The 12,472-nt window shown below is 58.1% G+C and carries 10 protein-coding genes; 7 read left to right on the top strand and 3 right to left on the bottom strand.

Going from position 1 to position 12,472, the window contains the following annotated elements; translation table 11 throughout:
• Positions 1-215: 215 nt before the first annotated feature.
• The 5 genes from pyrR to carB are packed head-to-tail and all read left to right on the top strand — an operon-like array spanning position 216 to position 7,333.
• Positions 216-740 (top strand): bifunctional pyr operon transcriptional regulator/uracil phosphoribosyltransferase PyrR, encoded by a 525-nt coding sequence (pyrR, locus tag H9X81_RS02800; protein ID WP_177503128.1) that lies wholly within the window; start codon positions 216-218, stop codon positions 738-740.
• Between the two features lie 14 nt (positions 741-754).
• Entirely contained in the window at positions 755-2,029 is a 1,275-nt protein-coding gene (locus H9X81_RS02795; protein WP_243423953.1) for a dihydroorotase, read from the top strand.
• Positions 2,030-2,084: 55 nt separating this feature from the next.
• Entirely contained in the window at positions 2,085-3,014 is a 930-nt protein-coding gene (gene pyrF, locus H9X81_RS02790; protein WP_191393048.1) for an orotidine-5'-phosphate decarboxylase, read from the top strand.
• 27 nt (positions 3,015-3,041) lie between these two features.
• Positions 3,042-4,133, top strand: coding sequence for a carbamoyl phosphate synthase small subunit (locus H9X81_RS02785; RefSeq protein WP_177502712.1), 1,092 nt, complete (start codon positions 3,042-3,044; stop codon positions 4,131-4,133).
• Positions 4,134-4,138: 5 nt separating this feature from the next.
• Positions 4,139-7,333, top strand: coding sequence for a carbamoyl-phosphate synthase large subunit (gene carB / locus H9X81_RS02780; RefSeq protein WP_204719658.1), 3,195 nt, complete (start codon positions 4,139-4,141; stop codon positions 7,331-7,333).
• A gap of 498 nt (positions 7,334-7,831) precedes the next feature.
• Here carB and trpS read toward each other — a convergent pair whose 3' ends face one another.
• Both trpS and H9X81_RS02770 read right to left on the bottom strand, forming a co-directional pair.
• Positions 7,832-8,842, bottom strand: coding sequence for a tryptophan--tRNA ligase (gene trpS / locus H9X81_RS02775; protein WP_204719656.1), 1,011 nt, complete (start codon positions 8,840-8,842; stop codon positions 7,832-7,834).
• Between the two features lie 30 nt (positions 8,843-8,872).
• Positions 8,873-10,057: a PLP-dependent aminotransferase family protein gene (locus H9X81_RS02770; protein WP_204719654.1), complete on the bottom strand. Its 1,185-nt coding sequence runs from the start codon at positions 10,055-10,057 to the stop codon at positions 8,873-8,875.
• A 195-nt stretch (positions 10,058-10,252) separates the two neighbouring features.
• On the opposite strand from H9X81_RS02770, the gene H9X81_RS02765 reads away from it, so the two are divergent.
• Positions 10,253-10,573, top strand: coding sequence for a hypothetical protein (locus H9X81_RS02765; protein WP_204719652.1), 321 nt, complete (start codon positions 10,253-10,255; stop codon positions 10,571-10,573).
• A 2-nt stretch (positions 10,574-10,575) separates the two neighbouring features.
• The gene (locus tag H9X81_RS02760) at positions 10,576-10,782 is read left to right on the top strand and encodes a helix-turn-helix transcriptional regulator (protein WP_177502707.1); all 207 of its coding nucleotides are present in this window, start codon (positions 10,576-10,578) and stop codon (positions 10,780-10,782) included.
• 44 nt (positions 10,783-10,826) lie between these two features.
• Here H9X81_RS02760 and gltX read toward each other — a convergent pair whose 3' ends face one another.
• Complete coding sequence (gltX, locus tag H9X81_RS02755; RefSeq protein WP_177502706.1) at positions 10,827-12,287, bottom strand: glutamate--tRNA ligase; 1,461 nt, start codon at positions 12,285-12,287, stop codon at positions 10,827-10,829.
• Between the last annotated feature and the right edge of the window lie 185 nt (positions 12,288-12,472).

Below are 12,472 nucleotides of genomic sequence, written 5' to 3'. Positions count from 1 at the left end.
GGCGGATGGGAGAGTATAATAAGGACAAAGCAAAACCTTTAAGTTGGTCCCGTGAGGCTGACAAGGAATCGGCTGCGTCGAATAGAGAACAGATCCTGTACGGAACACCGGGGAAGTTTCCCGGGATTCCGGAGTGATTTTGGATAGCTGAAGCCTTATCTGCCATGCGGATAAGGCTTTTTCTTTTTGCAGCCGGAGGGGAGGAAACCGCAGTTATGGCGGAAAAAACCGTAATTATGGACGCCCAGGCCATCAGCCGGGCAATTACCCGGATCTCCTTTGAGATCGTAGAGCGCAACCGGGGTGCGGAGGATCTGTGTCTGATCGGCATCCGCAGCGGCGGCGCCGTACTGGCCCGTCGGATCGCTGACCGCATCGGAGAGATCGAAAACCGTCCGGTGGAATGCGGGGAACTGGACATCACCCTGTTCCGGGACGACGGCAGCGCGCCGGAGGGCTATGAGGACCATTCCCGCCTGGATTTCTCCATTGACGGGAAGCGTGTGGTGCTCATTGATGATGTAATCTATACCGGACGCAGTGTCCGGGCTGCCATCGATGCCATTATGAGCCGGGGACGCCCCCGGAACATCCAGCTGGCGATCCTGGTGGACCGGGGCCACCGGGAGCTGCCCATCCGGGCGGACTTCATCGGCAAGAACCTGCCCACCTCCAAGGAGGAGATGGTGGAGGTCCAGGCAGACGGCGGTCCTGAGGACTGCGTAGCCATTGTAAAGTGACAGGAGGGAAGATTTTGAGCAGTATCCTGATTCGCAATGCCCGGGTACTTTCCCCGGCAAATGACCTTGACCGTGTGATGAATGTCTATGTGGAAAACGGCGTCATCACCGAACTGGACAGCACCCGCACCCAGGCGGACACCGTCCTGGAGGCAGACGGTCTGGTGCTGGCTCCCGGTCTGGTGGATATGCATGTCCATCTGCGGGACCCGGGCCTGACCTATAAGGAGGATATCCTCACCGGCTGTGAAGCGGCAGCCCGGGGCGGATTCACCTCAGTGGTATGCATGCCCAATACCAATCCCCCCATTGATAATACCGATACCATCCGCTACATTCTGGAAAAGGCGGAACATGCCAAAGCCCGGGTCTATCCGGTGTGCACCATCACCCGGGGCATGAAGGGCACCGAGCTCAGCGATTTTGCGGCGCTGAAGGCAGCCGGAGCGGTTGCCGCCAGTGATGACGGCAAGCCGGTAGCCAATGCCGCAGTGATGCAGGCGGGTATGGAAGCCTGTTACAAGCTGGATCTGCCGGTGGTGAGCCACTGCGAGGATCTGGACATCATCGCCGGAGGCATCATCAACAAGGGTGCTGTGTCCGAGGCGCTGGGGGTCAAGGGCATGGACCGCACCAGTGAGGACACCATCACTGCCCGGGAAGTGACCCTGGCAGAGAGCACCGGCACCCGCATCCACATCTGCCATGTGTCCACCGAAACTTCGGTGGCGCTGATCCGGGACGCCAAGAAGCGGGGCGTACAGGTCACCTGCGAGAGTGCTCCCCACTATATGCTGCTCACCGACAAGGAACTGCTGCGGCGGGACGCCAACTGGCGCATGAATCCCCCGCTCCGGGAACAGCGGGACTGCGAAGCCATCATTGAGGGCTTCTGCGATGGGACCATCGATGCGATGATCACCGACCACGCTCCCCACTCCCCGGAGGAGAAGGCCGACTTTGAAAAGGCCCCCAACGGTATCATCGGCCTGGAAACCAGCTTCGCAGCCAGCTGCACAGCTCTGGTGGCCTCGGGCCGGATGAGCCTGGCCCGGCTCATTGAACTGATGAGCGTCAATCCCTGCCGGATTCTTTCGATCCCCGGCGGCGAGATCAGGGTGGGCGGCCCGGCAGACCTGGTGCTGCTGGCCCCGGAGGAGCGCTGGACCTTCACCGAGGCAGACATCGGCTCCAAGTCCCGGAATACCCCGTTCCTGGGCACCGAATTCACCGGCCGGGTACACTGCACCATCAAGGGCGGCGAGATCACCTGGCAGCTCAAGAAGTAAGCGGACACGCCCTGGCGTGTGATCATAAAGACTGACAAGACGGAGGAGAAGAATTATGTCATTTGACCGACTGATCCGAAAGATCGTGGAAACCAAGAACCCCACCGTAGTGGGTCTGGACCCCAAGCTGGAATATATCCCCGAAGAACTGAAGGCAGAGGCCTATGCCAAGTACGGCAAGACCCTGGAAGGCGCTGCTGAAGCCATTCTCAGCTTCAACAAGGGTATTATCGATGCCATCTGTGATGTGGTTCCCGCCGTCAAGCCCCAGTGCGCTTTCTATGAGCGGTTCGGCTGGCAGGGCATGAAGGCACTGGCTGAAACCATTGCCTATGCCAAGGAAAAGGGCATGTTCGTCATCATCGACGGCAAGCGCAATGACATCGGCTCCACTATGACTGCCTATGCAGTGGCCCACCTGGGCGATGTGGAGGTGGAAGGCGAGGTTTACACTCCCTTCGGCGGCGATGCCCTCACTGTAAACGGTTACCTGGGCACCGATGGGATCTCTCCGCTCACCGACATCTGCGTCAAGAAGGACGCCGGTATCTTTGTACTGGTCAAGACTTCCAACCCCTCTTCCGGCGAGCTGCAGGACCGCAGCCTGGAAGGCCGTCCCCTCTACGCCGCCATGGGTGAGATGTGCGAGAAGTGGGGCGAGAGCTGCATGGGTGAGCTGGGTTACTCGGCTGTGGGCGCTGTGGTAGGCGCTACCTATCCCGAGCAGCTGGCTGAGATGCGCAAGGCCATGCCGCACACCTTCCTGCTGGTACCCGGCTATGGTGCCCAGGGCGGCGGCGCCAAGGATGTCATCGGCGCCTTTGATGAGAAGGGCCTCGGTGCCATCGTCAACTCCTCCCGTGCGGTTCTCACTGCCTGGCAGAAGCAGAACCGTCCCGGCAGCGAATATGCCGCTGCCGCCCGGGACGAGGCGATCCGCATGCGGGACGACATCACCCAGTACCTTCCCGAAATCCGACTCTAATTCCCAGACACAGGAGGTCTTTTGAGTATGAGCGAAAATCGTAAATCCGCCGCGCTGATTCTGGCCGACGGGACTGTTTACCGGGGTGTGAGCTTCGGCGCTGCCGGCACTGTCTTTGGTGAGATCGTATTCACCACCGGTGTATCCGGCTTCCAGGAAACCCTGACTGATCCCTCCAATTTTGGTCAGATCGTGGTGCAGACCTTCCCGTCTGTGGGCGGCTACGGCGTCAACAAGGACGACTATGCCTCCGACCGCTGCCATCTCAGCGGCTATGTGGTACGCAGCGTCACCGAGCTGCCTTCCAACTACAAGATGACCGAAACCCTCGGTCAGTTCGTGACTGAGCAGGGCGTTGTGGGCATCGAAGATGTGGATACCCGTGCCATCACCCGGCATATCCGGGACTTCGGTTCCATGAACGCCATGATCTCCACCGAGCATCTGGAGCCCACCGCTGAGGTGCTGGAACAGATCCGCTCCTGGAAGATGGAAAAGGCTGTGGAAAGCGTTGTGTCTGCCGGCGGCGAGTACCCGGCAGCAGAGGAGAAGAAGCATGTCTGCATGGTGGACTTTGGCCGGAGAAACGGCTCGGTGGCTGCCCTTAACCACTATGGCATCGGCGTGACTGTCCTGCCCTGCACTACTCCGGTGGAGGAGCTGCTGGCAGTGAAGTGCGATGGCTATGTCCTCTCCGAGGGCCCCGGCGATCCCGCTGCCTGTGAGAAGTATCTGCCGGCAGTCAAGGCTCTGATGGAGTCGGGCAGACCGGTACTGGGCCTGGGGCTGGGTCACCAGCTCATGGCACTGAGCCAGGGCGCTGCCTGTGAAAAGCTGCTCCATGGTCACCGGGGCGCCAACCAGCCGGTGAAGAACCTGGAGACCGGTCATGTGTATGTCACCACCCAGAACCACAGCTATGCGGTCAAGGCGGACAGCCTGCCGGCCTTTGCAAAGGTCACTGAAAAGAACCTCAACGATGATACCACTGCCGCCATTGTCTATGATGGAATGCCGGCCTTCTCGGTACAGTACAATCCCGAGAGTGTGGTAGGCGGTCGGGATAAGGGCGCCGTATATCGCCGGTTTATGGAACTGATGTCGACAGGGAGGAACTGAGTACAATGCCGCTGAGAAATGATCTGAAGAAAGTAATGGTAATCGGCTCTGGTCCGATCATCATCGGTCAGGCTGCCGAATTTGACTATGCCGGTACCCAGGCCTGCCGGGCCCTCAAGGAAGAGGGACTGGAAGTGGTACTGGTCAACTCCAACCCTGCTACCATCATGACCGATAAGGCCATGGCAGACAAGGTCTATATCGAACCGCTGACCCTGGATGTGGTCAAGCGCATCATTGAAATTGAAAAGCCCGATGGCCTGCTCTCCACCCTGGGCGGACAGACCGGCCTGACCCTGTCGATGCAGCTGGATAAGGACGGCTTCCTGGCGGAACACAATGTGCGTCTGCTGGGTGCCAAGCGCTCCACCATCGATAAGGCAGAGGACCGCCAGATGTTCAAGGACACCATGGAGAAGATCGGTCAGCCCTGTATCCCCTCCAAGGTTGTGGAAAATCTGCCTGATGCCATCGCCTTCACCGAGGAGATCGGCCTGCCTGTCATCATCCGTCCGGCCTTCACCATGGGCGGTACCGGCGGCGGTATTGCCACCACCATGGAAGAACTCCATGAGATCGCTGAAAATGGTCTGCGTCTGTCGCCCATTACCCAGATCCTGGTTGAAAAGTGCATCTCCGGCTGGAAGGAGATCGAGTTCGAGGTCATCCGGGACAGCGTGGGCAACTCCATCACCGTCTGCTCCATGGAGAACATGGACCCTGTGGGCATCCACACCGGTGACTCCATCGTAATCGCTCCGGCAGTGAGTCTCTCCACCGAGGAGTTCGGCATGCTGCGGGAAGCTGCCATTGACATTGTAAACGAGCTGGGCGTTGAGGGCGGCTGCAACTGTCAGTTCGCTCTGGAGCCGGGCTCCAAGGAATATGCCGTCATTGAGGTAAACCCCCGTGTATCCCGTTCGTCGGCACTGGCTTCCAAGGCCACCGGTTATCCCATCGCCAAGGTTGCCACCAAGATCGCCATCGGCTACCGTCTGGACGAGATCCGCAACGCGGTAACCGGTTCCACCTGGGCCTGCAACGAGCCCACTGTGGACTACATCGTCTGCAAGTTCCCCAAGTGGCCCTTTGATAAGTTTGTATACGGCAAGCGTACCCTGGGCACCCAGATGAAGGCCACCGGTGAGGTAATGTCCATCGGTTCCAGCTTCGAGCAGGCCATTATGAAGGCGGTCCGCTCCATCGAGCTGGGTCTCGACACCCTGCGTCTGCCCAAGAATGCCGACAAGACCGACGACGAGATCCGGGAACTGCTGCATGTGCAGGACGACGAGCGTATCTTCGCCGTATTCGAGGCACTCTACCGCGGCATCGACTTTGATACCATCTATGCCGCCACCAAGATCGACAAGTGGTTCCTGGGCAAGCTGTGGAACCTGGCCCGCATCGAACATGAGCTGGAGAAGGGCAGCCTGGACAACGAGCTCTATCTCGAGGCCAAGGACGCCGGCTTCCTGGACAAGACCATCGAGCGCATTTCCGGCGTGAGCTGCGCTCCGTATCACCGCAAGGCTGCCTACAAGATGGTAGATACCTGCGCTGCGGAATTCCAGGCCCAGACCCCTTACTTCTACTCCACCTTTGATGAGGAGAACGAGGCGGAGATCTTCCTGGAGCGCAACAAGAACGACAAGAAGAAGGTCCTGGTATTCGGTTCCGGCCCCATCCGGATCGGACAGGGCATCGAGTTCGACTACTGCTCGGTACACTGTGTCTGGGCGCTGAAGGAGCACGGCTACGAGGCTGTCATCATCAACAACAACCCCGAAACCGTATCCACCGACTTCGATACCTCCGACCGTCTGTACTTTGACCCGCTGACCCCCGAAGATGTGGACAGCGTTCTGGAGATCGAGAAGCCCTGGGGTGCTGTGGTACAGTTCGGCGGTCAGACCGCCATCAAGCTCACCAAGCATCTGCAGGAGAAGGGCGTGAATATCCTGGGTACTTCGGCAGACAGCATCGATGCCGCCGAGGACCGGGAGCGCTTCGATGAGGTGCTGGAGCAGTGCGGTATCCCGCGTGCCAAGGGTACCACCGTATTTACCACTGAGGAAGCAGTCAAGGCTGCTGACGAGCTGGGTTATCCGGTGCTGCTGCGTCCGTCCTATGTACTGGGCGGTCAGAATATGATCATCGCCTATTCCGAGTCGGATGTCCGGGAGTACATGGGTATCATCACCTCTCATGAGATCGAGAACCCCGTCCTGGTGGACAAGTACCTCATGGGTACCGAAGTGGAAGTCGATGCCATCTGTGACGGCAACGACTATCTGATCCCCGGTATCATGCAGCATATCGAGCGTGCCGGTATCCACTCGGGCGACTCCATCTCGGTTTACCCGGCCCAGACCCTGAGCCAGAAGGTCCGTGCCACCATCATCGACTACACCGGTCGTCTGGCCCGTGCGCTGAAGGTGGTCGGCCTGGTGAACATCCAGTATGTGGTTTATAACGGCGAAGTTTATGTCATCGAAGTAAACCCCCGTTCTTCCCGTACCGTGCCCTATATCAGCAAGGTTGCCAATGTGCCCATGGTGGATCTCGCCACCAAGGTAATGCTGGGCGAAAAGCTGGCTGACCTGGGTTATGGCACCGGCCTCTATCCTCAGGGCGACTATGTAGCTGTCAAGGTACCGGTGTTCAGCTTCGAAAAGCTGCACGATGTGGATATTCAGCTCGGACCGGAGATGAAGTCCACCGGTGAGGTACTGGGCATTGCCAAGACCTTTGAGGAGGCTCTCTACAAGGGCCTGGTAGCAGCCGGCTACAAGATGAAGAAGGAAGGCGGCGTGCTGATCTCGGTGAAGGACGGCGACAAGCAGGAGATCATCGAGGTGGCAGACCGGTTCGAGCGGCTGGGCTTCACCATCTACGCTACTGCCGGTACCGCCAAGACCCTGAACAGCAACATGATCGCTGCCAATGTGGTGCGCAAGATCGAGGAGCCGTCGCCGAACATTCTCGACCTGTTCGAGGAGAACAAGATCGACTACCTGATCTCCACCAATGCCACCGGACGCAAGCCGGCTGAGCATTCGGTGCAGATGCGCCGCAAGGCTGTTGAGCGGTCCATCGCCTGTCTGACTGCCGTGGATACTGCCATGGCTCTGACCGAGTGCCTGCTCATGGATACAACCATCAACGATGTGGACCTGGTCGACATCACCAAGATCTGATGATCCCATCGCATAGAAAAAGCCGTCCCCGGCCGGGGACGGCTTTTTTGATGGCAGCGGGAACCGGGTGCGGCATGTGGAGAAATAATGCCTGCCACAGGTCACCCGGCAGCTCCATTGAGGCAGGGGAGAGGTGTGACTGGCTCTGACAGGCTTTTACTGCGCACAGAAGCCACTATACAGATTAGAATAACCGGATAGAATATCACAGATTTTCGACTGTGGACAGCATTTGCAGGACGGCTTTCCATGGCCCCGCTGGGGGACAGACAGACTCCGGATGCGCAGTCCGCAGAATGCCGCTTGCGCCCACCCCACGGGTCTGAGGATTGCTGCCCAGATGGCATTTGCCAACGCCGGCAGCATGTGGGCAGCGGGGCTGGCCTGCACAGCACATGGAACAGCAGCCCGGCTCCATACAGGCAAAGGTCTGCTGATCCAGCAAAAAACAGGGCGGAACTGTATATTCCGTCCTGTTTTTTACTATTCGTATAGAGGTCAGCGGATAAAGCCGATCTTCTTGTAAACCTTGCTCAGGGTCTTCTGGGAAACATACAGGGCCTTGTCAGCACCAGCATGGTAGAAGCCCTCCAGCTGGGTCTTATCCGAACGCAGCTCGGCAAAGCGATCCCGGATGGGCTTCAGGTGGTCTGCCACTGCTTCGCCCACAGCCAGCTTGAAGTCGCCATAGCCCTTGCCGGCAAACTCTGCCTCTGCTTCGGCAATGCTCTTGCCGGTTACCACCGAGTAGATGGTCAGCAGGTTGTTGATGCCGTCCTTGCCCTCGGCATAGCGAATCTCCATATCCGAGTCGGTGACCGCACGCTTGAACTTGCGCACAATGGTATCCTTGTCATCCAGAATGGTGATGAAGGCGTTGGGGTTCTCGTCCGACTTGGACATCTTCTTGGTGGGTTCCTGCAGGGACATGATCTTGGCGCCCTCATTGGCAGCGGGGATATAGCCGTCCGGCACTACGAAGGTATCGCCATAGGCCTGGTTGAAGCGCTGGGCAATGTTCCGGGTCAGTTCCAGATGCTGCTTCTGATCCACACCCACCGGTACCAGGTCAGCCTGATAGAGCAGAATATCCGCTGCCATCAGGGTGGGGTAGGTGAACAGACCGGCATTGACATTGTCAGGGTGCTTCTGGCTCTTGTCCTTGAACTGGGTCATACGGCTCAGTTCCCCGAAGGGAGTATTGCAGTTGAGTACCCAGGCCAGCTCGGCATGGGTCTTGACATGGCTCTGGATAAAGGCAGTGCTGCGGTCGGGATCAATGCCGCAGGCCAGCATCAGGGCATAGGCATCCAGGATATTCTTGCGGAACTGCACCGGGTCCTGCCGCACAGTGAGAGCGTGCATATCCACGATGCAGTAGTAACAGTCATAGTCGTCCTGGAGCTTGACCCAGTTCTTGAGCGCGCCCAGATAGTTGCCGAGTGTCATCACACCGGTGGGCTGAATGCCCGAGAATACAACCGGCTTTTTCTGATTCTGATTATCCATGGTATTTATTCCTCCAAAATCGTCATTGAATTACAGAGAATGGGTGAGCCGGCCCAGGATCTCCATACCCCGGAGAATGGCCTCATCCGAAGGGGTGGAGTAGTTGAGCCGGAAGCTGCGGCTGATGGTTTCCGGTTCGGTCATGAATCCGGCTCCGGGCACAACCAGCACACCGGCTTCGGCGGCGGACGCGGCAAACGGCTGGGAATCACAGCCCTCAGGCAGGGTACACCAAACAAACAGGCCGCCGTCCGGCTCGGTGCGGGTCACACGGCTGTCAAAGCAGCGGTCGAATGCATCGAGCATCAGCGTACTCTTGCGGCGATATACTGCGGCCAGGCCGGCAAGGTGCGCATCCATATCCTGTTCGGTGAGGAACCGGTAACAGATCTTCTGCGCCAGGATATTGGAATGGACATCACAGGCGCTTTTCAGGGTAGTATACTGTGCGATGAGATCCCGGTGGGCAAGGACATAACCCGTGCGCACTCCCGGAGCCAGGATCTTGGAAAAACTGCCCATGTAGATCACATGACCGGTTTCATCCAGGCTCTTGATGGGCGGCAGGGCTTCCCCACGGAAGCGGAGATCGCCATAGGGGTTGTCCTCCAGGATCAGAATGTCATACTGCACTGCCAGTTCATAGACCCGGCGGCGCTTTTCCATCGACATGGTGATGCCGGTGGGATTCTGGAAGTTGGGAATGGTGTAGAGGAAACGGATGGGACCGCCTTCCCGCAGAGCGGCTTCCAGTGCGTCCACATCGATACCGTCCTCCTGCATGGGCACACCCCGGAGCCGGGCTCCCGCAGCACGGAAGGCATCCAGACAGCCCAGGAAGGTGGGCTCCTCACAGAGGACGATGTCGCCGGGATCGCAGAGAATCCGGGCGGTGAGATCACCGCCCTGCTGAGCGCCGGAGACGATGACACAGTCATCAAACTCCCTGCCGCAGCCATAGCGGGACCGCATCCAGTCGGTCACAGCCCGGCGCAGGGACGGGTCGCCCTGGGGGACACTGTACTGGAGCGCCTCCAGAGGCTCCTCCTCCAGAATCCGGCGGGTGATGTCCTGTACCGCGGCGATGGGATAGGCCTCGGGTGCGGGATTGCCTGCTGCCAGCGAAATGATGGCGGGATCAGCACCCATGTCCAGGATTTTATTGGCGGCGGTGGGCCGCAGCGATCCGGCATGGGCGGAACGATGGAACTGCATTTTCCTCAACTCCTTTTGGCGGAAATCCGCCGGAAAATACTGTTTCTATTGTAGCACAAACCCGGGTGGAAGAAAAGTAGAAACCGCTTTAGCGGGGCAACTTTCAAAAAATGTAAAAAATATTTGACATTCCTCCTTTGGTGTGATACAGTAAAGATGTAAAAAGTATTTGACATCTTGAAGGAGGAATGAAGAATGAATACAGCACAGGCAATGCCCTGGTGGGGCTGGCTTTTCTTTGCGGGATTCTTTCTGCTGCTGGGGCTGACCGGGGTGATGTTTGTTTCCATCCTGCGCCAGGGCGATGAACGCCGCAGGCTGATCCTGCTCCATGCCGGGAGCACCAGTTTTTCCGCCTTTGTGGGAATGCTGCTGCTGGAGATCATTCTGGGTGTGGCGGGAAGCATCACCCAGGGCATTCCCATGGGGGAGAAGAATCCGCTGGTGCTGCTGATGACAGCGGCGCTGGTCTACTGTGTTTCCCTCTGCTACTATAAAAGACGGTACGGTGACTGACTATGAAGAACCAGATCCGGGATCTGCGGCGGGAACAGGGGCTTTCCCAGGAGGAACTGGCCCGGCGCTGCGGCGTATCCCGCCAGACCATCAACGCCATCGAGAACAACAAGTATGACCCCACCCTGGCACTGGCGTTCCATCTGGCTGCGGAGCTGGGGGTGCGGGTGGACGAACTGTTCACGCCCGACAGCTCTGCCCAGGCATAACAAAAAGGCTGGAAGAAATTCCAGCCTTTTTCTTATGGGTTGATTCAGCGGTTTTCCAGCTTTTCGATGCCCTTCTTGAGGCGCTTCAGGCTCTCCTCCTTGCCGAGGATCGCAGCAATTTCCACGCCGCCGCCGGGGGTGAACTGCTTGCCGCTCAGGGCAATGCGCAGCGGCCACAGCAGGTAGCCGTTCTTGACGCCCAGCTTGGCAATCAGGTCGAACATGGCAGTATGAACAGCCTCGTCTGAGAAGTCGTCCATGGCCTCCATCACCGGCAGGATCTGACGCAGGATCTCCAGCGAGGTCTCCTCGTTGGTCTTCATCTTCTTGCTCACATAGAGGTCGGTGGAGTAGTCGGGCAGCTCGTCAATGAAGTCCAGCTGCTCGGGAATATCGCCCAGAACTTCGCAGCGGGGCTGCAGCAGGGAAGCGATGAGCTTGGTATCCACATCTTCCCGCTTTACACCCTTGCGAATCCACGGCAGAGCCATATCATGGAACTGCTCGGGGGTCAGGGCACGGATATACTCACCGTTGAGGAAGCGCAGCTTGACGGTATCGAAGATCGCCGGGGACTTGGAAATGCCATGGATATCAAAGGCCTCGATCATCTCCGGGAGGGAGAAGACTTCCTTTTCACCCTTGGGGCTCCAGCCCAGCAGCAGGATGTAGTTGAGGATGGCTTCCTTGAGGTAGCCCTGAGCCACCAGATCCTGATAGGAGGCGTCACCGTTGCGCTTGGAGAGCTTGTGGGTGGCGTCCTTCATAACCGGCGGGCAGTGCATATAGATCGGGATCTCCCAGCCGAAAGCCTCATAGAGCAGGTTGTACTTGGGGGCGGAGGAGAGATACTCACTGCCGCGGATTACATGGGTGATGCCCATGAGATGGTCGTCCACAACGTTGGCAAAGTTATAGGTGGGGAAGCCGTCAGCCTTCAGCAGGACCTGATCGTCCAGGGTGCTGTTTTCCACCGTGATGGAGCCATAGACTACATCATCAAAGGTGGTAGTGCCTTCCAGCGGCACCTTCTGACGGATTACATAGGGTTCGCCGGCATCCAGCTTGGCCTGAACCTCCTCGGGGGTGAGGTTGCGGCAGTGGCGGTCATACTGGGGAGCAATGCCCGAAGCCTTCTGCAGCTCCCGGACCTCCTCCAGACGCTCCTTGTCGCAGAAGCAGTAGTAAGCGGCGCCCAGCTCTACCAGCTTGAGGGCATATTCCTTATAGATGCCTATGCGCTCACTCTGTACATAGGGGCCTACCGGGCCGCCGATATCCGGACCCTCGTCCCACAGCAGGCCGGTGTCCCGCATGGTGTTGTAGATAATATCCACGGCGCCTTCCACCTGACGCTCCTGGTCAGTATCCTCGATCCGCAGGATCATTTTACCGCCCATGCTCTTGGCAGTAAGATAGGCATACAGGGCTGTCCGCAGGTTACCGACATGCATATAGCCGGTCGGACTGGGGGCAAATCGGGTGCGTACATGGTCAAATTTCATGGTCAAAGCCTCCGTTTTGGAATGTTTATTGACAGGCGGCTTGCAGAAACCGCACAAAAAGATACTTACTAATAATACTATCTCTCAGGGGTATGTTTGTCAAGAAAAACCATTCGTTTTCCCGGGGACACACCGGGTTTCGACACCGGGTTCTGACTGCTTTCGCACTATACAAAAAGTTATAA

It is taken from the genome of Hydrogenoanaerobacterium saccharovorans (assembly GCF_016901815.1).
Lineage (GTDB): Bacteria > Bacillota > Clostridia > Oscillospirales > Ruminococcaceae > Avimicrobium > Avimicrobium caecorum.
This window is presented reverse-complemented; position numbering and strand designations above follow the sequence as displayed.

Bases quoted from the DNA above. Each gene is read 5' to 3' on its own strand.
- pyrF (WP_191393048.1), top strand. From the start codon at position 2,085: ATGTCATTTGACCGACTGATCCGAAAGATCGTGGAAACCAAGAACCCC.
- H9X81_RS02785 (WP_177502712.1), top strand. From the start codon at position 3,042: ATGAGCGAAAATCGTAAATCCGCCGCGCTGATTCTGGCCGACGGGACT.
- trpS (WP_204719656.1), bottom strand. From the start codon at position 8,842: ATGGATAATCAGAATCAGAAAAAGCCGGTTGTATTCTCGGGCATTCAG.
- gltX (WP_177502706.1), bottom strand. From the start codon at position 12,287: ATGAAATTTGACCATGTACGCACCCGATTTGCCCCCAGTCCGACCGGC.
- pyrR (WP_177503128.1), top strand. From the start codon at position 216: ATGGCGGAAAAAACCGTAATTATGGACGCCCAGGCCATCAGCCGGGCA.
- H9X81_RS02770 (WP_204719654.1), bottom strand. From the start codon at position 10,057: ATGCAGTTCCATCGTTCCGCCCATGCCGGATCGCTGCGGCCCACCGCC.
- carB (WP_204719658.1), top strand. From the start codon at position 4,139: ATGCCGCTGAGAAATGATCTGAAGAAAGTAATGGTAATCGGCTCTGGT.
- H9X81_RS02760 (WP_177502707.1), top strand. From the start codon at position 10,576: ATGAAGAACCAGATCCGGGATCTGCGGCGGGAACAGGGGCTTTCCCAG.
- H9X81_RS02765 (WP_204719652.1), top strand. From the start codon at position 10,253: ATGAATACAGCACAGGCAATGCCCTGGTGGGGCTGGCTTTTCTTTGCG.